We start from the raw sequence: 21,898 nt of genomic DNA on the forward strand, positions 1-21,898 counted from the left end.
GTGTCGCGTGCACAAGTGGCATCTCGCGGCGGGGATCAGACCGGCTCCAGGACTTCCTGCTGCTCGCGGTCGAGCTCGGTGCGGACGGCGCGCTCGCCGGCCAGCTCTCGGGGGGAGCGCGGGACGAGGAGGCCGACGAGCACGAAGGTGCCGAAGCCGATCACCGCGGCGACCAGGGTGGCGTAGCCGTCGAAACCGGCGCCGATCAGGTCGTTCGGGATGTAGAGGATGTCGTTCGGCACGCCGTAGAGCGTGGGGGTGAGCGCCAGGAAGACCAGGCGGACGACCAGGCCGACGCCCGCGGCGGTGAGCGCGGCCGCGACTCCGGGGCGCTTCCAGAAGACGCCGAGCAGGAACGGCGCGGCGAGGCAGGCGAGCATCAGGTCGAAGGCGAGCGTGAGCAGGATGCCGGTCTGGCTGACCCGGATCGCGAGGAACGAGCCGAGGATCACGATCGGCACCATCGCGACGCGGGTCCAGCGCAGCAACGGATCCGGGCCGGCGCCGGTGTGACGGCGGACCGAGAGCACGTTGCGCACGACGATCGCCGAGGTGGCGAGGATGGCGCCGGACGCCGTCGAGAACGAGGCGGCGACGACTCCGGAGAGCACGAGGATCGCGATGACCGGCGGCGCGTAGTCGTCGAGCAGCGTGAACAGCACCGGTCCGTCGGCGGCCGAGAGGCCCAGGACGGCGGTGGTGCTGAGGGCGACGATCGCGAAGATCGAGCCGATCGCCGCGGTGCCGACGGCGGCGGCGTAGCAGGCGCGGCGGGCGACCTCGGGCGACTTGGCGCCGAAGATCCGCTGCATGAAGTCGATCGCGACGAGGTCGCCGATGCCGAGGGCGACGAGGGTGGCCCAGTTGACGGGGGCGCCCATCGCCGGGTCGGTGAGCTGCTCGAAGTCGAACGGGCCCATGCCCTCGGGGATCACGATGCCGTAGGCGAGCGCGACCCAGACCAGCAGCGAGATCGCGGCGACGACGGTGATGACGGTCTGGATGGCGGCGGTGTACGCGTCCGAGAAGAGGCCGCCGGCGATCGTGTAGCTGAGAACGAGCGCGACCGAGAGGATCACGCCCCAGGCGTACGGGATGCCGGCGAAGCGCTCGAGCAGGAAGCCGCAGGCCACCAGGTTGCCGGCCAGCAGGATCGTGAAGGCGAAGACCATGATCACGGAGGCGACGACCTCGGTGGTGCGGTCGTAGCGCATCCGGAAGAAGTCGGCGAGGGTGAAGAGCTTCATCGCGTTCATCGGCTTGGCGAGGAAGAGTCCCGTGATCAGGAGGCAGATCGCCAGGCCGATCGCGAGCGAGGCGCCGGACCAGAAGCCGAACTGCGAGGTGAGGTCGGTGTTGCCGACGGTGGCGTTCGAGTCGACCGCCGCGGCGGTGAGGCTGACCGCGACGAGCGGGATGCCGAGGCGGCGGCCGGCGACGAGGTAGTTGGCGCTGTCGCCGTCGATCTTGCGGGCGACCGCGATGCCGACGGCGAGGATCACCACGACGGTGATCCCCACTCCGAGGATGATCATGCGTGCTCCGAGCTGCTGAGTGGTGCGGCGGGGTGTTTCTATCGGTTGATAGACACGGATCCTGCCGCGCGCTCGGGCGCGAAGTTTTTCGAACGTGCGTCGATCCTGTTAACTCCCGCGCGCATCCCTCTCGGCGAGAACGCGAAAGTTGCGGTAGTCGACGCCGACTACCGCAACTTTTGGAGGATGGGCGGGTCAGACCCGGGCGAGCAGGGCCGGGCCCGCGGCGAGCGCCTCGGTGACGGCGGGGCGCGGGAGGTCCAGGACGCGGAGGGCGGCCAGGGCGACGGCCTCGGGCGACGTGCGCGGCTCGGCGGGCTGCCGGCGGCGCTGGAGGATGACGTTCTCGACGAGGGCGAGCACGAGGGAGGCGCCGGTCGCGGGGTCGGCGGCACCGCAGGCCGCGACGAGGGTGCGGTAGGCGGTCTCGAGCTCGGAGCGGCGGTCGCGGAACTCGGCGAAGCGCTCGTCGCCGAGCTCGGGGAGCAGGTAGAGCGCGCCGATGTTGTGCTCGCCGGCCGCGAGCAGGCGGGCGTCGGAGACGCAGAGCGCCCAGAGGCGCGCGGCCGGCGGCTCGTCGCGGGTGAGGAGCACCGCGGCGGCGTCGAGCGAGGGCTGCACGGTGCCGAGCAGCAGCTCGAGCAGCACCGCGTGCTTGCCGCCGAAGTGGTGGTAGAGCGAGGCCTGGCGGATGCCGGCCGCCGCCGCGATGGCGTGCGTGCTGGTGCCGCCGAAGCCCTCCGTGCAGAACAGCGCCGCACTCGCCGCGAGGATGTCGGCCCGCGTGCCCAGCCCGGTGAGCGACGCCCCGGAGGCGCGCGGCCGTCCGGGGGGTGCGCTGGCCATGCGCTCGACCGTAGCAGCGCCTGGAGCCCTCTCCGCTCCTCGGAAGTTGTCGTACTCGGCGGTCGAGTACGACAACTTCTGGAGAGTGGGGAGGGGTGGGGCGCGCGCGAAACACGATCGCAACGTCGGGGTCACAGCGGCGACACGGGGGCGCGGTTGACTTCCTGTCGAGTGATAGAAACCTCGGAGGCTGGGCCATGACCACATCGACGACCTCGACCACGGCGGGTGCGCGCGAGCACGCCCGCGCCCAGGAGGCGGCGGCGGCGAGCACGCGTCCCGACGCGCCGGACGGCATCGCGGCGGCGGACCTGCGCTGGTCCGAGCGGATCGAGGGCGGCGGGTACGGCCACCGGGTCCTGGCCCGCGGCACGCACCTCCGCCTGACCGACGTCACGGGTGACGCCTGCGTGTCGCTGCTGGTCTACAACGCGCTGGAGCCGCACGAGCGGCTGAACGTCGCGGACACCGTCAAGGTGCAGTGGCAGGTCTACGCGGGAGCGGGGCAGCTGCTGCTGAGCGACCAGGGGCGGGTGCTCGCGAGTGTCGTCGCGGACGACTCCGGGCGGCACGACACGATCTACGGGACGACGGCGCTGGCGCGGAACGTCGAGCGCTACGGCGACGGCGCGCCGCAGGGGCCCTCGCCCGCCGGGCGCGAGCTGCTGCTGCTCGGCGCGGCCAAGCACGGGCTGGGCCGGCGCGATCTGCCGCCGAGCGTCTCGTACTTCCAGGGGGTGCGGATCCGCGAGGACGGGAGTCCGGAGTGGCTCGGCGGCGCGGGCCCCGGCCGCTCGGTGACGCTGCGGCTCGAGATGCCGGCGATCGTCCTGCTGGCGAACACCGCGCATCCGCTCGACCCGCGACCGGAGTTCACGGTCGGCCCGGTCGACGTGCACGCCTGGGCCGGCGAGCCGGCGAGCGCCGAGGAGCGCGACGCCACTCCGGAGGGCCGCCGCGCCTTCCTGCAGACCGACGAGTACCTGAGCGCGAGGGGCATCGCATGAGCACGAGCAGCAGCACCACCACCACTGCCTACGGCACCGAGACCTTCCGCGAGACGGTCGCCGCCCGCGCCCCCTGGTCGCGGCTCCTGAGGCGCGGCGAGTTCCTCACCATCGTCGACGTCGACGGCAACCAGGCCGTCGACTTCCTCGCCTACGACGCGGAGGACCGCACCGCCTACTCCGCGGCGGCGACGCTGCAGGCGCAGGAGACGGTGTACCTCGTCACCGGCTCGGTGCTGCGCGACGCCGAGCACCGCCCGCTGCTGACCGTCGTCGCGACCGACGTCGAGCGCCACGACACCCTCGGCGGCGCCTGCTCGAAGGAGAGCAACGCGCTCCGCTACGGCTTCCACACCACGGCGCAGCACGCCTGCGCGGAGAACTTCGTCGCCGAGCTCTCGCGGCACGGCATGGGCAAGCGCGACCAGGTCTCGAACGTGAACTGGTTCATGAACGTGCCGGTCGATCCGGACGGCGCGCTCGGGATCGTCGACGGGATCTCCTCCCCCGGCCTCAGCGTCACCCTGCGAGCCGAGCGGGACACCCTCGTCGTCGTCTCGAACTGCCCGCAGATCAACAACCCGTGCAACGGGTTCGACCCCTCGCGGGCCGAGATGATCGTGCACAGCGGAGTGGGCGCGGCATGAGCTTCGACACCCTCCTCGTCGCCAACCGCGGCGAGATCGCGGTCCGCATCCTCCGCACCGCGAAGGCGATGGGCCTGCGCACGGTCGCGGTCTACTCCGACGCGGATCTCGGCGCCGCGCACGTCGCGCTCGCCGACGAGGCCGTGCGCCTGGGCCCGGCGCCCGCGGCCGACAGCTATCTGCGGATCGACCGGATCCTCGCGGCGGCCGCGCAGACCGGCGCCGGCGCGATCCACCCGGGCTACGGCTTCCTCAGCGAGAACGCCGAGTTCGCGCGCGCCTGCGCGGCGGCCGGCATCGTCTTCGTCGGCCCCACACCCGAGCAGCTGGAGGTGTTCGGCGCCAAGCACACCGCGCGCGACGCCGCCGAGCGCGCGGGCGTGCCGCTGCTGGCCGGCACCGGGCTGCTCGACGACGCCGACCACGCGGCCCGCGAGGCCGAGCGGATCGGCTACCCGGTGATGCTCAAGGCGACGGCGGGCGGCGGCGGCATCGGCATGCGCGCCTGCCGCGACGAGGCCGAGCTGCGCGCCGCCTGGCGCGAGGTACGGCGCCTGGCGGAGGCGGGCTTCTCCTCCGCGGGCGTGTTCCTGGAGCGGCTGGTCGAGCGCGCCCGGCACGTCGAGGTGCAGGTCTTCGGCGACGGCGCCGGCCGCGTCGTCTCGCTCGGCGACCGCGACTGCTCGCTGCAGCGCCGCAACCAGAAGGTCGTCGAGGAGAGCCCCGCGCCCGATCTGCCGGACGCCGTGCGCGAGCGCATCGCGGAGGCGTCGCGCCGGCTCTGCGCCGACGCCGGCTACCGCAGCGCGGGCACGGTCGAGTACATCTACGACCCGGTGCGGCAGGAGGCGGCGTTCCTCGAGGTGAACACCCGGCTGCAGGTCGAGCACCCGGTGACGGAGTCGCGCTACGGCATCGACCTGGTCGAGTGGATGCTGCGGCTCGCGCAGGGCGAGACCGGCTTCCTCGACGCGATCCCGGAGCCGAGCGGCGCGGCCGTCGAGGCCCGGGTCTACGCGGAGAACCCGGACCTCGGCAACGCGCCGAGCTCCGGCACGATCACGGGGCTGTCATTCCCCGACGACGTCCGCGTCGACGGCTGGATCCGCCCCGGCAGCGAGGTCTCCACCTCCTACGACCCCCTGCTCGCGAAGGTCATCGTGAGCGGCGAGACCCGCGAGGAGGCCTGGGCCGCGCTCGCGCGGGCGCTCGCCGCCACCCGCGTCGACGGGATCGCGACCAATGTCGGACTGCTGCGGGCCATCGCGGCCGAGCCCTCGGTACTCGCGGCCGAGCACTCCACCGCAACTCTCGACGGGCTGCGCGACGCGAGCCCGCGGGTCGAGGTGCTGAAGGGCGGGATGCTGACGACCGTGCAGGACGCGACGGGGCGCCTCGGCTACTGGCCGGTCGGCGTGCCGCCGTCGGGGCCGATGGATCCGCTGTCGTTCCGCCTCGGCAACACCGCGCTCGGCAACCCCGAGGACGCGCCGGGGCTCGAGATCACGATGAGCGGGCCGACCCTCCGCTTCCACACCGCCACCCGCGTGGTGCTGACCGGGGCGCCCGCGCCGGCGACGCTCGACGGCGCGCCGATCGCGCAGTGGGAGCCGGTCGCGGTGCCGGCCGGCGGCGTGCTCGCGATCGGCACGGCCGAGAGCGGCATGCGGCTGTACCTGCTGGTCGAGGGCGGGCTCGACATCCCGCTGGTGCTCGGCTCGGCCAGCACCTTCGACCTCGGCGCGATCGGCGGGCACGCCGGGCGCGCGCTCGCCCCGGGTGACGTGCTCGGGCTGCGGACGCCGAGCGTCCCGAACACCGTGGCGATCGTGTCGGCGGAGGAGCGCCCCGCGTTCCCGCACGCCTGGACGCTCGCCGCCCTCGAGGGCCCGCACGCCGCTCCGGAGTTCTTCACCGAGGACGACATGGCCGTCTTCTACTCCACCGACTGGGAGGTGCACTTCAACTCGGCGCGCACCGGCGTCCGGCTGGTCGGCCCGAAGCCGCACTGGGCCCGCGAGGACGGCGGCGAGGCCGGGCTGCACCCCTCCAACATCCACGACACCCCGTACGCGGTCGGCGCGGTCGACTACACCGGCGACCTGCCGATCCTGCTCGGGCCGGACGGGCCGAGCCTCGGCGGCTTCACCTGCCCGGCGAGCGTCGCGACGGGCCAGCTCTGGCGGCTCGGGCAGCTCCGCCCCGGCGACACGGTGCGCTTCGTGCCGGTCACCGCGGCGCAGGCGGCCGGGTTGCTCGACGCTCCGCTCGACGAGCCCGCGGCCGGCCGCGCGGCGGTCGACGACCAGGGCGTGCTGCACCGCCGGCCCGCGCACGGCGGCGATCCGTCGCTCGTGCTGCGCCGGAGCGGCGACGCGAACCTGCTGGTCGAGATCGGCGAGACGATCCTCGATCTCGCCTCGCGGATGCGCGTCCACGCGATCGCCGAGACGCTGGAGCAGGCCGCGCTGCCGGGCGTGATCGAGCTGACCCCGGGCATCCGCTCGCTGCAGGTGCACTTCGACCCGCGGACGACCTCGACCGACGCCGTCGCCGAGGCGGTGCTCGCAGCCGAGGCTCTGCTGCCCGCGACGGCCGACCTGCGCGTGCCGAGCCGGACGGTGCACCTGCCGCTGGCCTGGGACGACCCGTCGACGCGCGAGGCGATCCGCCGCTACATGGCGGGCGTCCGCGACGACGCGCCCTGGTGCCCGTGGAACATCGAGTTCATCCGCCGGATCAACGGCCTGGACAGCGTCGACGAGGTCTACCGCACGGTGTTCGAGGCCGAGTACCTGGTGCTCGGGCTCGGCGACGTCTACCTCGGCGCGCCGGTCGCGACTCCGCTCGACCCGCGGCACCGGCTGGTCACGACGAAGTACAACCCGGCGCGCACCTGGACGCCGCAGAACGCCGTCGGCATCGGCGGCGCCTACCTCTGCATCTACGGGATGGAGGGGCCGGGCGGCTACCAGTTCGTCGGCCGCACGGTGCCGATCTGGTCGACGCACCACCAGGCCGGCGCGTTCGAGGCCGGTGTGCCGTGGCTGCTGCGGTTCTTCGACCGCATCCGCTGGTACCCGGTGGAGCCGGACGAGCTGCTCGAGCTGCGCTCGGAGATGGCCGCGGGGCGGCTGCCGCTGCGGATCGAGGAGGGCGAGTTCGGGCTCGCGGAGTACCAGGAGTTCCTGGCGGCGAACGCGGAGTCGATCGCGGACTTCCGCGCGGTGCAGGCCGGGGCCTTCGGCGCCGAGCGCGCCGCGTGGGAGGCCTCGGGCGAGTTCGACCGCGTGGAGGCGGTGCCCGAGCCGCCCGCGACCTCCGCGGTGGAGATCCCGGCCGGCTGCGAGGGCGTCGAGGCGCCGTTCGTGGCGACGGTGTTCCGGATCGACGTCGCCGTCGGCGAGAGCGTCGCGGCCGGGCAGACGCTGGTCGCCCTCGAGGCGATGAAGATGGAGGCGCCCGTGACGGCACCGGCGGCGGGCCGCGTGGTCGCCGTGGTCGCCGAGGTGGGGGCGCACGTCGCCGCGGGCACGGTGCTCGTGGTGCTGGAGACGACGGTCGACTCGGCCGAGGAGGAAGAAGCAGCATGATCGAGGACCCCGCGCACCAGGACCCCGCGGCGCACGTCGCCGAGCGCTACCGGCGGCTCACCGCCCGGCCGGAGGCGTTCATCGCCCTGCGGCCCGAGGCCGAGGTGGCGGTGGAGCTGGCCGCCGTACTGGCTTCGGAGGCGGCGCTCCCGCTCGCCGGGTTGCTGTTCGCGGTGAAGGGCAACATCGACGTCGCGGGGCTCGACACGACCGCGGCCTGCCCGGCGTTCGCCTACGCGCCGGCCGTGGACGCGACCGTCGTGGCGCGGCTGCGAGCGGCCGGAGCCGTGGTGCTCGGCTCGGCCAACCTCGACCAGTTCGCGACCGGCCTCGTCGGCACCCGCTCCCCCTACGGCGCGGTGCGGCACGCGGTCGATCCGGCGCGGATCTCGGGCGGATCGTCGTCCGGCTCCGCGGTCGCGGTGGCGCTCGGCGGCGCGGACTTCGCGCTCGGCACGGACACCGCGGGCTCGGGCCGGGTGCCGGCCGCGTTCCACGGGCTGGTCGGGCTGAAGCCGACCAAGGGCTGGGTCAGCGCGGCCGGCGTGGTGCCGGCCTGCCGGAGCCTGGACGTGGTGACGGTGATGGCGGCGGATCCCGCGATCGCCCGGCGCGCGCTCGACGTGATGGCGGGGCCGGATGCCCGCGATCCGCTCAGCCGCAGCGGTGCGGCGGCGCCGTTCGCCGCGACCGCGCGGATCGGCGTCCCGCGGCCCGGGCAGCTCGGCGAGCTGGCTGAGGGCTGGGCCGAGGCGTTCGACGCCGAGGTCGCCCGCTGGGCCGACGCGGGGGCGACGCTGGTCGAGCTCGACATCGAGGTGTTCCTCGAGACCGCGCGGATGCTCTACGACGGCGCGTTCGTGGCCGAGCGCTACGCGGCGGTCGGCGCGTTCGTCGACGCGCATCCGGACGAGGTGGATCCGGTGGTCGGCGGCATCGTCTCGCGGTCGCGGGAGCTGCCGGCCTGGAAGCTCTTCCAGGACCAGGAGCGGCTCGACCGCGCACGGGTGGTGTCGGACGCCGTGTTCGAGCGGATCGACGCGCTGCTGCTGCCGACGACGACCGAGCACCCGACGCTCGCGGCCGTCGCGGCCGACCCGATCGGCGTCAACTCGCGGCTCGGTCGCTTCACCAACTTCGCGAACCTGCTCGACCTGGCGGCCGTCGCCTACCCCGCGGGAACCGTCGACGGGCTGCCGTTCGGCGTGCAGCTGATCGGGCCCGCCTTCTCCGACCACCAGCTCGCCGACCTCGTCTGGAGCCGCTCATGAGCACCGCCGCGAACACCGTCCTCCTCGCCGTCGCCGGCGCGCACCTGCGCGACCAGCCGCTGCACCACCAGCTCGCGGATCGGGACGCGGAGTTCGTCGAGGCGACGACGACCAGCCCCGACTACCGGCTGTACGCGCTGTCGACCGTGCCGCCGAAGCCCGGCGTCGTGCGGGTCGCGGAGGGCGGCGCGGCGCTCGAGGTGGAGGTGTACCGGCTGACGGAGGCCTCGTTCGGCTCCTTCGTCGCGGCGCTCCCGCAGCCGATGGCCATCGGCTCGGTGTCGCTCGCCGACGGCTCGCTCGTCAGCGGCTTCCTCGTCGAGCCGATCGCCCTCGCCGGCGCGGACGACATCACCGCGTTCGGCGGCTGGCGCGCGGCCCTCGCTCGCTGAGCCCTGACGACGGCGGATCTCGAGACGCCCGCTGCGCGCGCTGCTCGATCAGCAGGAAGTCCCCTGCCGGGCGCGGGCGCCGCCGTCACTCCGGCGCCGGGCGCTCGAGCTCGTGCGCGAGGGCGGCCAGCTCGGCGCCGCCCGCCATCAGGCCGGTCAGCTCGACGAGGCCGATCTCGCTCTTCTCGAAGGTGCCGAGGCTGGTGCCGCGGTTGAGGAGCAGGAAGCGGTCGCCGATCGGGTAGGCGTGGTGCGGGTTGTGGGTGATGAAGACCACGCCCAGCCCGGCGTCGCGGGCCCGGGCGATGTAGGTCAGCACCACGCCCGACTGCTTGACGCCGAGGGCCGCGGTCGGCTCGTCGAGGATCAGCACGCGGGCGCCGAAGTGCACCGCGCGGGCGATCGCGACGCTCTGGCGCTCGCCGCCGGAGAGCGTGCCGATCGGCTGGTCGACATCGCGCAGGTCGATGCCCATCCGCGCCAGCTCGCTCCGGGTGACCTCCTTCATCCGCTGCACGTCGAGGCGGCGCAGCGGCCCGCGCCCACGGGTGAGCTCGGAGCCGAGGAAGAAGTTGCGCCAGACGGGCATCAGCGGCACGACGGCGAGGTCCTGGTAGACGGTCGCGATCCCCGCCTGCAGCGCGGCGCGCGGCGACGAGAAGGCGACCGGCACCCCGTCGAGCAGCAGCTCGCCCGAGGAGGGGGCCTCGGCGCCGGCGAGCATCGAGATGAGCGTCGACTTGCCGGCGCCGTTGTCGCCGAGGACGCAGGTGACCCGGCCCGCGTCGACCGTGGTGGAGACTCCGGCGAGCGCGTCGACGGCGCCGTAGCTCTTGCCCAGGTCGCGGACCTCGAGGATCGTCGTGCCCGCCGGGGTGCGCGCGGTCCCGCTCATCGCCGGCCTCCCGCTCGGGTCCGGACGGCGTTGTTGAGGAGCACCGCGGCGAGCAGCATGCCGCCGAGGACGGTGCGCAGCCAATCGGTGTCCCACTGGGCGAAGGTGATGCCCTGGAAGACCATGCCGTAGATGAGGGCGCCGAGAGCCGCGCCGATCGCCGAGCCGTAGCCGCCGGTCAGCAGGCAGCCGCCGACGACCGCGCAGATGATGTAGATGAACTCCTGGCCGACCCCGGTGTTCGCCTGCACGGTCGAGGTGCGGAAGAGCGAGATCATGCCGACGAGCCAGGCGGCGCCGGCGGTCCCCATGAAGAGGCCGATCTTCGTCTTCAGCACGGGCACGCCGACCTGGCGCGCGGAGGCCTGCGCCCCGCCGACCGCGAAGATCCAGTTGCCGGCGCGGGTGCGCAGCAGGATCCAGGTGGCGGCCGCGGTCACCGCGAACCACCACAGCACCGAGACGTAGAAGGTGCCGCCGCCGAGGACGAGCGACGAACCGAACAGCGGCTGGATGCCGTCGTAGCCGGGGACCTTCGCCATCCCCTGGATCGCGACCTGGCCGGTGATCATCTTCGTCACCGCCAGGTCGATGCCGGCGAGGGCGAAGAAGGTGCCGAGCGTCACGATGAAGCTGGGCAGTCCGGTCTTCATCACCAGGACGCCGTTGAGGGCGCCGACGCCGAGGCAGACGACGAGCGAGACGACGACCGCCGCCCAGACGCTGAGCCCGTAGTGGGTGGTCAGGATCCCGACGATCAGCGCGGAGAAGCCGGTCATCACGCCGGCGGAGAGGTCGAACTCGCCGCCGATCATCAGCAGCGCGACGGCGACCGCCATGATCCCGAAGGTCGACGCCGACTCCAGCCAGACCCCGGCGCCGGCCAGGCTCAGGAACTGCCGGGCGAAGAGGGAGAAGAACACCAGCACGGCGAGGGCGGCGACGAGCGCGCCGGTCTCGGGGCGCGCCAGGAGCGTGCGGAGCGGACGCCGCTCGAGGCGCGGCCTCGACGCGGTCGTCGCGGTGTCGGTGGTCGTCACGGGTGGCTCCTGTCGGGGGCGGGCTGCACGCTAGCGCGTGCCGTTCGCGGCGAACTCGGCGACCGCGGCCGCGTTCTCCTTCGTGACGAAGGCGGGTCCGGAGTAGACCGGCTGGCCGCCGCCGATGATGTTGCCGTTCGTGGAGTACAGCGAGAGCGCCGTGATGCCGAGGAAGCCCTGGACGTAGGGCTGCTGGTCGACGGCGAAGACGATCGAGCCGTCCTCCACCGCCGTCACGACGTCCTCCGAGAGGTCGAAGGTGCCGACCTGGGCCGAGCTGCCCGACTCCGACACGGCGCCGACGGCGTCGATCGCGTACTGGCCGCCGAGGGTGAGCACGCCGTCGATGGACGGGTCGGCCTGGAGCTTGGACTTGATGGTCGCCTTGACGTCCGCGTCGTTGGTGCCGTCCACCTGGAGGTTGCTCATGCTGCCGCCGAAGGTCGACGCGGCCGCCTTGCAGCGCTCCTCGAGGCCGACGTTGCCCGCCTCCTGGATCACGCAGAGCGCGTTGGTGGCGCCGGCCTCGGCGAGCTTCGTGCCGACCGCCTCGCCGGCGACCGTCTCGCTCTGGCCGATGTGGGTGAGGGCGCCGAACTCGGCGGAGCGCTCGATGCCGGAGTTGATGGTGACGACGGGGATTCCGGCGGCGACCGCCTTCTCGACGCTGTCCTTCACGCCGTCGGGATTGGCCATCGAGACGACGATGCCGTCGACGCCCTGGGCGACCGCGTTGTCGATGAGCTGCGACTGCTTCGCCGGATCGGGGTCGGCGGTGTAGGTGATCGTCGCGCCGTAGTCGGCGCCGGCCGCCTCGGCGCCGGACTTCACGCGGTCCCAGAAGGCGTCGCCGGGGCCGGAGTGGGTGACGACCGCGTAGGTGTCGTCGCCGGACGCTCCGCCGCCCGCGGCCGCGGTCGGCTCCTGGCCGGTGCCCGTGCACGCGCTCAGCAGCAGGGCGGCCGAGGCGGCGAGGCCGAGGCCGGCGAGGAATCGCTTCTTCATGGGGAGCTCCTTCTCTGCGGACGGCGTCGTCTCTGCCGGTCCGGAACGTCGTTGTCGGGCCGAGGAGGGCGAAGAGGCGCCCGCGCGGGGTCCTCGGTGCCGCCGTGGACGTCGGCACGGCCGACATCGATCCTGGCACGCGTTCGAGCCCCGAGGTCGACGTCGGCTCAGCCCGCCTCGGCGGCGGCGCGCGGGGTCTGCCCCGAGTCCAGTACGAAAGGGGCGCCGTTGCATGCTGGTCGAGTAGCGCGCAGCGCGTATCGGGACCCACGGGGTCGGACGCGTCAGTGCCCGTCGCGGCGCAGCCGGGCCTCGCGGCCCGCGATGTGCACGCCGAGACCGGTGATGCCGGCGACGAACGCGACGATCACGCCGAGCATCCCGTAGTCGCTCCCCGCACCGGCGGCGAACGCGCCGATCAGGAGCGCGATCGAGGCCAGCACGATCAGGACCGCGCCGGCGATCTCCCCGCCGCTGGATCGCCTCAGCACGTCTCGCATGTCCTCAGACTGCGGCGCGCGGCGGGCCCGCCGCAAGCCCGGCGAGGTGAACGGAGAGCCACGCCCTGCCGCCCGCTAGACGCCTCCCCCGCCCCGCCGCAAGCCCGAGAGATGCCGAGCCGCCGCGACCAGACTGGAGGAATGCAGCAGCTGACCTACGCCTCCAAGAGCATCGTCACCACCGATGCGGTCACCGAGGCACTCCTCGACCTCGTGACCGCGATCGACCGGCAGGAGCACTCGGAGGCGGTCCGCGTCCCCGCCTTCACGGACGAGGGCGTGCTGATCGAGGCGAAGATGACGCTCGACGCGGGCAGCGAGCTCGTCGCCGTGCCGGTCGAGCAGGCCGTCAGCGACGAGGAGGCGACGAACGAGGCCGTCGCCAAGGCCGTCGAGGACATCCGCTCGCGCATCAAGAACAACAAGCGCACGATCGCCCGCCCGGTCGTCGAGCCGGAGCCGGAGCCGTACAACTACGAGGAGTTCTGAGCCGCCGCCTCAGCCGAGGCGACCGTCGAGGTCCTTCAGCACGCGACCGGACTGCAGCACCGCCCGCACCGCGGACGGGTCGCCGAGCGCGGCGATGTCGGCCAGCGGATCGACGGCGGTCACGACGAGGTCCGCGAGCCTGCCCGCTTCGACCGAGCCCAGCTGCGAGTCGAGCCCGAGCAGGCGCGCTCCGCCGAGCGTCCCGGCGCTCAGCGCCTCGAGCGGGGTGAGGCCGACGGCGACCAGCTGCGCCAGCTCGGCGAGGTTGCGGCCGTGCGGATGCACGCCGGCGTCGGTCCCGAGCGCGAGCGGGACGCCCGCCGCCACGGCCCGGCGCACCGAGTCGAGCCCGCGCTCGCGCAGCAGCTCGCGCTGGCGGAGCCGCTCGGGCGTGGTCGTCGCCGGGTCGAAGGCGCGGACCAGGATGCTCAGCGTGGGCACGAGCGTCGTGCCGCGCTCGATCATCAGCGCGATCGTCTCGTCGGAGAGGTCGTAGCCGTGCTCGATGCTCGTCGCCCCGCCCAGGACGGCGGCGCGCGCGGCGTCGTCCGAGAGGGCGTGCGCGGTGATCGGCCGGCCGCCGCGCTCGGCGAGCAGCTCCGCGATCAGGGCGACCTGCTTCTCCGTGATGCCGACGTCGCGCGCGTCGTCGTTCGGTGAGCCGAGCCCGCCCGAGGTGGCGACCTTGATCACGTCGGCGCCGGTGCGCACGAGCGTGCGGACCATCCGCACGACGTCCTCCTCTGTGTCGACGACGCCGGGCGCGGGCAGGCCCGGACGCACGGCCCAGGCCGGCAGGGTGCCGTTGCGGTGGTGCGGATCGGCGTGGCCGCCGGTCGGCGAGAGCATCGCGATCGCGAGGTGCAGGCGCGGGCCGGCGACGGCGCCGCGGGCGACCGCCTCGCGGTAGCCGGGCGAGAGGCCGTCGAGGTCGCGGGCGGTGGTGACCCCCGCGTCGAGCGTGCGACGGAGCAGCCCGGCGATCTCGAGCACGTCCTCCTCCGGGAAGCGCTCGCGCGCCGCCTCCGGGGCGACCGGCACCATCGCGAGGTGCACGTGCACGTCGACGAAGCCCGGCAGGAGGAACGCGCCGGTCAGATCGACCGTGCGGTCGGCGCCCGACGAGCGCCGCGGCCCCGCGTAGGCGATCACGCCGTCGCGGATCTCGACCTCGGAGTCCTCGAGCGCAGCGGCGCCCGTGCCGTCGATGAGCGTCGCGCCGACCAGGCGGAGCACCCCGTCGGCGACCGGGACGACCGGCAGCCGCGCGCTCACGACGCCACCTCGGCGGCGGCGCGGGCGAGGCTGAAGCCCGGCGAGCCGGGGTCGGCGTCGAGCAGGCGGCGGGTGTACCAGTGCTGCGGGTCGGCGTAGATCTGCCCGACCGGGCCGGCCTCGACGACCTCGCCGCGGTAGAGCACCACGACCTCGTCGCTGACGCGCTGGACGACCGCGAGGTTGTGCGAGATGAACATCATCGTGAGCCCGAGCGACTCCTTGATGCCCGCGAGCAGATCGAGGATCTGCCCCTGCACCGAGACGTCGAGGGCGGAGGTGATCTCGTCGGCGATCACGAAGGTCGGGTCGATGATCAGCCCGCGGGCGATCGCGACGCGCTGGCGCTGGCCGCCGGAGAACTCGTGCGGGAAGCGGTGCCGCATGTCGGCGCTGAGGCCGACGCGCTCCAGCCAGGCGACGATCAGCTCCTCGTGCCGGGCGACGCGCGGCCGGACCGGGTCGATCGCCTCGGCGAGGGTCTGCGCGATGGTGCGCCGCGGCGAGAGCGAGGAGTAGGGGTCCTGCGGGATCATCTGCGTGCGGCGGCGGTAGGCGCGCATCGCCGAGCGGTCCGCGGCGACGACGTCCACGCCGTCCACGGTCGCCGTGCCGGCCGCCGCGCGGACCGAGCCGACCAGCACCTTCGCGAGCGTCGACTTGCCCGAGCCGGACTCGCCGACCACGCCGACGGTGCGCCCGCGCTCGACCCGCAGGTCGACGCCGTGCAGGACCTTCGCGTGCCCGAAGGCGACGTCGAGCCCGCGGACGTCGACCATCGCGGCCGGCGCGGTCACCGGAGCGACCGCGGTCACGAGCGCACCTCCGGCGGCATCGGCACCGTCACGACGGGCGTCGCGGCGAGCAGCTGCTTCGTGTAGGGATGCGTCACGGTCTCCTCCGAGAGGTGGGCGATGTCGTCGATCCGCTCGACGATGCGGCCGTCCTTCATCACGAGGACGCGGTCGCAGAGCGCTCGGACGACGCCGAGGTCGTGCGAGATGAAGAGCACGGCGGTGCCGGAGTCCTCGTTCATGCGCTTGAGGACGCTCAGCACCTCGCGCTGCACCGTCACGTCGAGCGCGGTGGTCGGCTCGTCGGCGATCAGCAGGTCGGGCTTCGCGCTCATCGCCGAGGCGATCATCGCGCGCTGCTTCATACCGCCGGACAGCTGGTGCGGGTACTGCCGCAGCCGCCCCTCCGGGTCGGAGAGCATCACCGCTCGGAAGCCGCGCAGCAGCAGGTCGAGCGCGTCGCGGCGGGAGTGGCGCAGGCGGATCCGCAGCACGTCCGAGAGCTGGGTGCCGAGGACCATCGCGGGGTTCAGCGCGGTGCCCGGATCCTGGTAGATCAGGCCGATCTTCGCGGCGAGCACCCGGTCCGGGACGGGGCCGAGCAGGTCCGTGCCGCCGAGCTCGAGCCGGCGCGCGGAGGCCTCGAGGCCCTCGCCGAGCAGCTTCGCGACCACGGAGGCGGTCAGCGACTTGCCCGAGCCGGACTCGCCGACGATGCCGAGCACTTCGCCGCGCCGGATGGTGAAGGAGAGGTCGGAGACGAGCTCGCGGCCGGTCGCGCCGTGGCGGACCGTGATGCCGTCGGCGACGAGGACCGCGTCGGCGGGAGCGGGCGCGGCGGTCGAGGAGTCGGTGGCCCTCGTCATCCGGGCCCGCGTGGTGTTCGAGCGCGGGTTCGCCGCCGCCGCCAGCCCGTCGCCGACCAGCAGCGCCGCGAAGGAGGCGACCGTCAGCGCGACGGCCGGACCGAGGATCACGACCGGGTTCACCGAGATCCGGCTCAGCCCGTCGTTGAGCAGCGTGCCCCAGTCGAACGCGGGCGTCTGCGCGCCGAGGCCGATGAAGGAGAGTCCGGAGATCTCGACGAGCGCACCGGAGAAGGCGCCGGCGACGAGGATCAGCGTCGGCTCCGCCATGTTCGGCAGCACGTGGCGCAGCGCGACGAGGTGCGTCGGCACGCCCATCAGCCGGGCGGTCGTCACGTACTCGCTCGCCGCGATCTTGGAGGCGAGATTGGCGGTGAGCCGCGCGAATCCGGCGATGTTGGCGACGGCGATCGCGACCACCACCTGCACCACGCCCTGGCCGAGGATCGCGGCGACGATGATCGCGACGAGCATCGTCGGGTAGCTGACGGCGAGCTCGATGGCCCGCAGCCCGAGCTCGCGGACCCGGCGCGGTGCCAGCCAGACGCCGATGCCGACCGCGATGCCGACGACCGCCGAGAGCGCGGTCGCGGCGAGCGCCATCAGCACGGTCGAGCGGGTGGCGACGAGGGTGCGCGCGAGCATGTCGCGGCCGAGGGTGTCGGTGCCGAGCGGGTGCTCGGCGGTCGAGCCGAGGCTGGGGCTGCCGCCGAGTCCGGTGGCCTGGCCCTCGAGCGCGATCGGGGCGATCAGCGCGGTCAGCGCGATGACGCCGAGCAGGGCCAGCCCGATCACGAGACCGGGGTTCCAGGCGAAGCTGCGCGCGCCGGCGGGCTTCAGGTCGCGGACGGCGGGGAGGGACTCAGCCACGCTGCTCTCCGAGGGTGCGCGGGTCGATCAGACCCAGGATGACGTCGATCACGAGGGTGATCACGAGGGAGATGAGCCCGATCACGAAGACGGCCGCCCGGATCACCGGGTAGTCCTTGTCGATCGCGATCGCCTGCACGATCACGCCGCCGAGTCCCGGCCAGGCGAAGACCGCCTCGGTGATCAGGGCCGAGCCGAGCAGCGCGGTGAGGATGATGCCCGAGAGCGTCAGCGCCGTGGTCAGCAAGTTGGGCAGCATGTGCTTGGCGTAGAGGGTGAGCGCGGGCAGCCGCCAGCCGCGGGCGGTGCGCATGTAGTCCTGCTCGAGGATCACCGCGGTCTCGCGGCGGACGATCCTGGCGACGGAGCAGGTGCCGCCGACGGTGAGCGAGGCGATCGGCAGGATCGCGGCGGTGCCGAAGTCGTAGGCCGGCGAGTACGCGGGCGGCAGCACCTTCAGCAGCACCGCGAAGACGACGACGAAGCCGGTCGCGAGCACGTAGGTCGGCACCGAGGAGATCAGCCCGGTGACGGTGCTGAACACCGCGTCGAGCCAGCGGCGGCGGTCGCCGCGGGTCGCGACGCCGACCGCCGTGCCCAGCGCGATGCCGAGCACGAGCAGGAGCAGCACCGCGGAGATCGTGATGGTCAGCGTGTACGGGACGGCCGTCATCACGAGGTCCATCGCGGGGATGGAGTAGCGGTAGGAGGCGCCGAAGTCGCCCTGCAGCACGCCGACGAGGTAGGTCCAGAGCTGCGCGGGCAGCGGCTGGTCGAGGCCGAGCTGGCTGCGGACCAGCTCGACCTGGTCGAGCGAGGCCGCCTCCCCCGCGATGGCGATCGCCGGGTCGCCGGGGATGAGCTGCACGATCAGGAAGGTGACCAGCACGAGCAGCGCGAGGTTGACGAGCAGGCCGAGGGCCCGGCGGAGGAGGAACCTCCGCCAGGCCCCGCCGAGGGTGCCGGCGCGGACGGTGCCGGGGCCCGGGCCGGCCGCGCCGGACGACGCAAGGGTGGTGGCGGTCGTGGTGCTCATCGCGTCGTCTCCTCGTGTCGTCCGGCTCGGGTGGGCTGTTCAGCGGATCAGGGCGTCAGCGGATCAGGACAGGATCCGCATGGCCGAGATGTCCCAGTAGCCCGAGAACACCGAGGTGGCGAAGCCGGAGCGGGCCACGTAGCGGTGCGTGTCGGTGATCAGCGGCGTCATGTCGACGCGCTCGAGGATCGTCTTCTGGGCGGCGAGCAGGTTCTCGCACTGCGTCTCGGTGTCGGAGGCGGCCATCGCGGCCTCGTAGTAGGCCACGCCCTCGGGGTTGTCGCTGGAGGCGACGTTGGTGCCGCCGTCGGCGTAGGTCGGGCCGAGGTAGCGGGCGATCGTGGTGTGGATGAGGCCGGGGCCGGCGTTCTCCGCGGCGATCGCGACGTCCCAGGTGGCGGGCTCGGTGCGCATGGCCTTCGACCAGTCGGCCGGGTCGAGCGCCGAGACGGTGACGGTGGCGCCCGCGGCGCGGAGCGACTCGGCCAGGTAGTCGGCGGCCGGGTCCCAGTTCGACATCATCAGCAGGCGGATCGACTGACCCGTCAGCACGGGCGTCGCGGCGGCGGGGTCGTACTGCTGCACGAGCGACTCGTCGTCGAGCGCGCAGCGGTAGCTGGCCGCGTTGACGGTGTACTGCGCGACTCCGAGGCCGTCGAGACCGGCGGAGTTGAAGCCCTGCGGGTCGATCGCCTGGGCGACCGCGGCTCGCCGCTCCTCGTTCCCCTCGAAGATCGAGCCGGAGCCGGGGGCCTCGTTGAAGACCAGGTTGTAGGCGGAGCTGGCGAAGGTGACGGTCGTGTAGGCCGGGTCGTCCTCGAAGCGCAGCGCGTTGGAGTCGTAGAAGCGGGCCAGGTCGACGCCGCCGGACTCGAGCAGGTTGGCGCTCGTGTTCGAGTCGGACTGCACGGTCAGGTTGATCGTCTTGGCGGGCTCGCCCTCGACGTCCTGCCAGTCGGGCCAGGCGTCGTAGTCGTCGCGGAGCGTGTAGGCGGCACTGACGCCGGCCGAGAGGTCCGAGAGCATGTACGGGCCGGACCAGGCGCCGTCGACGGTGCCCGCGGCGAGGCCCTCGGGGTCGGCGATCCCGGCCGGGCAGATGATGCCGGTGCCCGGGCGGGTGACGCCGCCGAGCAGCTGCGAGTAGGGCTGGCTGAGCGAGATCGTCAGCGTGCCGGCCGCGTCGTCGGGGGTGAAGGTCGCGTCGCCGGAGCCGAAGGCCTGGTTCTTCCAGGTCTGCGCGCCCGAGTCCTCGAGGCCGGTGAGGTAGCTGAAGGAGTCGGCGACGACGGTCGGGGTGATCGCGGTGCCGTCGGCGCAGGTGGCGCCGTCGCGGAGGGTGAAGGTGTACTCGGAGGCCGAGACGGCGTTCCACTCGGTGGCGAGGCCGCCGATGTAGCCCTCGGTCTCGCCCTGGCGGAGCAGGGTGTCGAAGCCGAGGCGCGCGACGGTGACGTCGGCGTCGGCGGAGGCCTTCGCGGGGTCGAAGGTGGACGGCGCGTACCAGAGCTCCGCGTTGATGGTGTCGGTGGTGCCGGCGGTGCCGGTGGCGCTCTGCGGGGCGCTGGTGGTCCCGCAGGCGGTGAGCGCGAGGCTCGCGACGGCCGCCAGTGCGACGCCGGCGAGCAAGCTCTTCCTGACCATGGTGCTGTCCTCCAAGGGATACGGGTGGTGCATCGGGGGCGGGGCGGAGTTGCTCGGGGGGCCGCTCAACTTGGATCCAATCTAAGGTAATGCGTATCCCATTGTGTTTCGTCGGGATTACATCTGCCGAGCGTCCCGGTCGAACACCGTCCGCCCGCCGACCACCGTGCGCAGCACGTCCGCCCCGGCGAACTCCTCCGCCGAGCACTCCCCCGGGTCGACCGAGAGCAGCACCAGGTCGGCGAGGCACCCGGCGCGGAGCACCCCGCGCCGGTCCTCCGCGAAGGCCGCGTGCGCCGCGCCCCGCGTGTAGCCCTCGACGGCCTCGAGCACCGTGAGCGCCTGCGCCGCGCCGAGCGGGTCGGGCAGGCGCCGCATCCGGCGGCCCACCGCGGTCGCGACGACCTGCCGCGGGTCGAAGGGGAAGTAGGGCGCGTCGGAGCCGAGCGCGATCACGGCGCCGGACTCGCGCCAGTCGCGCATCGGGTTGACGGCGTCGGCCCGCGCGCCGAGCCGGGCCGTCAATCCTGCCGCGTTGCTCCAGGCGATCGAGGGCTGCAGCGAGGCGACGACGCCCAGCCGGGCCGCGCGCTCGCGGCTCTCGGCGCTGGGCTCGAGGTAGGCGTGGATCAGCTGGCAGCGGAGGGCGGCGATCCGCTCGGCGGAGCCCGAGGCCTCGAGCGCGTCGAGCACCTCGGCGACGGCGCGGCTGCCGACCGCGTGCACGCCCAGGCCCCAGCCGCGCCGGACGCACTCCTCGGCAAGGCGCGCGAACTCGGCCGTCTCGATCCGCTGCACGCCGTGACCACCGTCGGGCCAGGACTGCTCGAGCAGCGCCTGGCCCTTCATCCCCTCGCCGTCGTAGTAGACCTTGATCGGGCCGAGGCGGAGCAGCTCGTCGCCGTCGCCGGTCGTGCCGCCGACGGTGTCGAGGAGGGCGAGCGCCTCGTCGACACCCGGGACCGCCTCGGTGCCGAGCTCGGGGTAGGGCATCGCGACGACCCGCAGCGACAGCTCGCCGCGCTCGTGGGCGGCGCGGTAGGCGGCGAGCTCGTCGAGCGTGACGGCCGGGTCGATCACGCCGGTGAAGCCCAGCTCGTGCAGGAGCGGCTGGATGCGGCGCAACGCCGCGCGGCGGTCCTCTGCGGTGGGCGGGGTGTCGCCGAGCCAGTCCGGGGCGTCCGGATCGGCGTCCGCGTCGGCGAGCATCGCGGCGGAGAACTCGGCGGCGTCCGCGCCCGCGTCCAGCAGCTGCAGGGCCTTCAGGCCCGCGCGCTGGGCGTGCGAGTGGGCGTCGATGAAGCCGGGGAGGAGGGTCCCGTCGAGGTGCTCCTCGGTGGTGCCGGCCGAGGCGGCGGCGCGGACGGCGGCAAGGCTGCCGACGGCGGCGATCCGGTCGCCCTCGATCAGGAGCGCCTCGGCGAGCGGGTTCTCGGGGTCCATCGTGCGGACGCGGGCGACGAGGAGGCGGGGCTCAGGCATCGGTCGCCCCGCGGCGGTCGAGCCAGTCGTGCACCTCGGCGGCGGTGACGAGGGCGTCGCGCTGGAGGTACTCGATCGCCTCCAGGGTGGCGGCGTGCGCGCGCTCGCTCGAGCCGGCGACGCAGTCGGTGAGCACCCGGACCGCGTAGTCGTGCTGGTGCGCATCCGCCGCTGTGTAGTGGATGCAGACGTCGGTGAGTCCGCCGACCAGCAGGAGCGTGCCCGCGCGGTACGCCTTCAGCACGATCTCGAGCTCGGTGCCGAAGAAGGCGGAGTAGCGGCGCTTGCGGATCACGAACTCCTCGGGCCGCGGCTCGAGCCACGACGCCAGCTCCGTGCCCGGGTCGCCCTCGAGGCAGTGCGGGCCCTCTGCCCCGTCGAGCTCGCGGCCGATGTCGATCAGGTCGCGCTTGTGCACCTCCTGCACGAAGACGACCGGCACGCCGGCACTGCGGCAGTGCGCGATCAGGTCGCGCACCCGGGGCGCGCGCTCCGCCCGGCCGCTCATCACGGGGATGCCCGGTGTCGGCAGGTCCGAGGCGGCCCCGCCCTGGATGTCGACGACGAGGAGGACGGGAGTGCCGGAGACGGCGAGCATGCGGGGGGATCCTTCCGGGTGGTGCGCGGACGTCGGGTGAGGTGCCCCCACGCCCCCCGTCGTCCGCCCGGCAAGTCTGGTCAGCCGATCGTTCGGGCGGGGGTCGGCCGTGT

General features: G+C 73.5%; 19 protein-coding genes. 6 read left to right on the forward strand and 13 right to left on the reverse strand.

Features of this window, described 5'->3' with window-relative positions:
- Positions 1 to 35 precede the first annotated feature (35 nt).
- Both GSU72_RS18535 and GSU72_RS18540 read right to left on the reverse strand, forming a co-directional pair.
- Positions 36 to 1,535, reverse strand: a complete 1,500-nt coding sequence (locus GSU72_RS18535) for a sodium:solute symporter family protein (RefSeq protein WP_159986356.1) — start codon at positions 1,533 to 1,535, stop codon at positions 36 to 38.
- A gap of 195 nt (positions 1,536 to 1,730) precedes the next feature.
- A complete protein-coding gene (locus GSU72_RS18540; protein WP_159986357.1) occupies positions 1,731 to 2,381 on the reverse strand; it encodes a TetR/AcrR family transcriptional regulator in 651 nt (216 codons plus the stop codon).
- Between the two features lie 197 nt (positions 2,382 to 2,578).
- Here GSU72_RS18540 and GSU72_RS18545 point away from each other — a divergent pair, with 197 nt between their 5' ends.
- From GSU72_RS18545 to GSU72_RS21360, 5 genes are read left to right on the forward strand one after another with little or no spacing between them, the layout of a single operon-like run.
- The gene (locus GSU72_RS18545; RefSeq protein ID WP_159986358.1) at positions 2,579 to 3,388 is read left to right on the forward strand and encodes an urea amidolyase associated protein UAAP1; all 810 of its coding nucleotides are present in this window, start codon (positions 2,579 to 2,581) and stop codon (positions 3,386 to 3,388) included.
- Positions 3,385 to 4,035: an urea amidolyase associated protein UAAP2 gene (locus GSU72_RS18550; RefSeq protein ID WP_159986359.1), complete on the forward strand. Its 651-nt coding sequence runs from the start codon at positions 3,385 to 3,387 to the stop codon at positions 4,033 to 4,035. Before GSU72_RS18545 ends, GSU72_RS18550 begins: the two co-directional genes overlap by 4 nt.
- Complete coding sequence (uca, locus tag GSU72_RS18555) at positions 4,032 to 7,628, forward strand: urea carboxylase (protein ID WP_159986360.1); 3,597 nt, start codon at positions 4,032 to 4,034, stop codon at positions 7,626 to 7,628. Before GSU72_RS18550 ends, uca begins: the two co-directional genes overlap by 4 nt.
- Positions 7,625 to 8,899 carry an allophanate hydrolase gene (gene atzF, locus GSU72_RS18560; protein WP_208545104.1) on the forward strand — a complete coding sequence of 425 codons (1,275 nt, stop codon included), beginning with the start codon at positions 7,625 to 7,627 and terminating at the stop codon, positions 8,897 to 8,899. Before uca ends, atzF begins: the two co-directional genes overlap by 4 nt.
- The gene (locus tag GSU72_RS21360; protein WP_208545105.1) at positions 8,896 to 9,291 is read left to right on the forward strand and encodes a hypothetical protein; all 396 of its coding nucleotides are present in this window, start codon (positions 8,896 to 8,898) and stop codon (positions 9,289 to 9,291) included. The genes atzF and GSU72_RS21360 overlap by 4 nt, the downstream gene beginning before the upstream one ends.
- An 85-nt stretch (positions 9,292 to 9,376) precedes the next feature.
- Here the strand turns inward: GSU72_RS21360 and GSU72_RS18565 are convergent, their stop codons facing one another.
- From GSU72_RS18565 to GSU72_RS18580, 4 genes are all read right to left on the reverse strand, one after another.
- Entirely contained in the window at positions 9,377 to 10,186 is an 810-nt protein-coding gene (locus GSU72_RS18565) for an ATP-binding cassette domain-containing protein (protein WP_159986361.1), read from the reverse strand.
- On the reverse strand, positions 10,183 to 11,226 hold the full coding sequence (locus tag GSU72_RS18570) for an ABC transporter permease (RefSeq protein ID WP_159986362.1): 1,044 nt from the start codon (positions 11,224 to 11,226) through the stop codon (positions 10,183 to 10,185). Before GSU72_RS18570 ends, GSU72_RS18565 begins: the two co-directional genes overlap by 4 nt.
- 30 nt (positions 11,227 to 11,256) lie before the next feature.
- The gene (locus tag GSU72_RS18575) at positions 11,257 to 12,231 is read right to left on the reverse strand and encodes a sugar ABC transporter substrate-binding protein (protein ID WP_159986363.1); all 975 of its coding nucleotides are present in this window, start codon (positions 12,229 to 12,231) and stop codon (positions 11,257 to 11,259) included.
- Between the two features lie 284 nt (positions 12,232 to 12,515).
- Positions 12,516 to 12,731, reverse strand: coding sequence for a hypothetical protein (locus tag GSU72_RS18580; protein WP_159986364.1), 216 nt, complete (start codon positions 12,729 to 12,731; stop codon positions 12,516 to 12,518).
- A 141-nt stretch (positions 12,732 to 12,872) separates the two neighbouring features.
- Here GSU72_RS18580 and GSU72_RS18585 point away from each other — a divergent pair, with 141 nt between their 5' ends.
- Positions 12,873 to 13,220 (forward strand): hypothetical protein, encoded by a 348-nt coding sequence (locus tag GSU72_RS18585; protein ID WP_159986365.1) that lies wholly within the window; start codon positions 12,873 to 12,875, stop codon positions 13,218 to 13,220.
- Between the two features lie 9 nt (positions 13,221 to 13,229).
- Here the strand turns inward: GSU72_RS18585 and GSU72_RS18590 are convergent, their stop codons facing one another.
- The 7 genes from GSU72_RS18590 to GSU72_RS18620 form a co-directional block, all read right to left on the reverse strand.
- Entirely contained in the window at positions 13,230 to 14,495 is a 1,266-nt protein-coding gene (locus tag GSU72_RS18590; RefSeq protein WP_208545106.1) for an amidohydrolase family protein, read from the reverse strand.
- Complete coding sequence (locus tag GSU72_RS18595) at positions 14,492 to 15,310, reverse strand: dipeptide/oligopeptide/nickel ABC transporter ATP-binding protein (RefSeq protein WP_244255888.1); 819 nt, start codon at positions 15,308 to 15,310, stop codon at positions 14,492 to 14,494. Before GSU72_RS18595 ends, GSU72_RS18590 begins: the two co-directional genes overlap by 4 nt.
- Positions 15,307 to 17,025 carry a dipeptide/oligopeptide/nickel ABC transporter permease/ATP-binding protein gene (locus tag GSU72_RS18600; protein WP_244255889.1) on the reverse strand — a complete coding sequence of 573 codons (1,719 nt, stop codon included), beginning with the start codon at positions 17,023 to 17,025 and terminating at the stop codon, positions 15,307 to 15,309. The genes GSU72_RS18595 and GSU72_RS18600 overlap by 4 nt, the downstream gene beginning before the upstream one ends.
- A complete protein-coding gene (locus GSU72_RS18605) occupies positions 17,018 to 18,061 on the reverse strand; it encodes an ABC transporter permease (RefSeq protein ID WP_159986366.1) in 1,044 nt (347 codons plus the stop codon). The genes GSU72_RS18600 and GSU72_RS18605 overlap by 8 nt, the downstream gene beginning before the upstream one ends.
- A gap of 63 nt (positions 18,062 to 18,124) precedes the next feature.
- On the reverse strand, positions 18,125 to 19,705 hold the full coding sequence (locus tag GSU72_RS18610) for an ABC transporter substrate-binding protein (RefSeq protein WP_159986367.1): 1,581 nt from the start codon (positions 19,703 to 19,705) through the stop codon (positions 18,125 to 18,127).
- A gap of 117 nt (positions 19,706 to 19,822) precedes the next feature.
- Positions 19,823 to 21,187, reverse strand: a complete 1,365-nt coding sequence (locus tag GSU72_RS18615) for an amidohydrolase family protein (RefSeq protein WP_159986368.1) — start codon at positions 21,185 to 21,187, stop codon at positions 19,823 to 19,825.
- Positions 21,180 to 21,785, reverse strand: a complete 606-nt coding sequence (locus GSU72_RS18620; protein ID WP_159986369.1) for an isochorismatase family cysteine hydrolase — start codon at positions 21,783 to 21,785, stop codon at positions 21,180 to 21,182. Before GSU72_RS18620 ends, GSU72_RS18615 begins: the two co-directional genes overlap by 8 nt.
- Between the last annotated feature and the right edge of the window lie 113 nt (positions 21,786 to 21,898).

This window comes from Rathayibacter sp. VKM Ac-2760, assembly GCF_009834185.1.
Taxonomy (GTDB): domain Bacteria; phylum Actinomycetota; class Actinomycetes; order Actinomycetales; family Microbacteriaceae; genus Rathayibacter.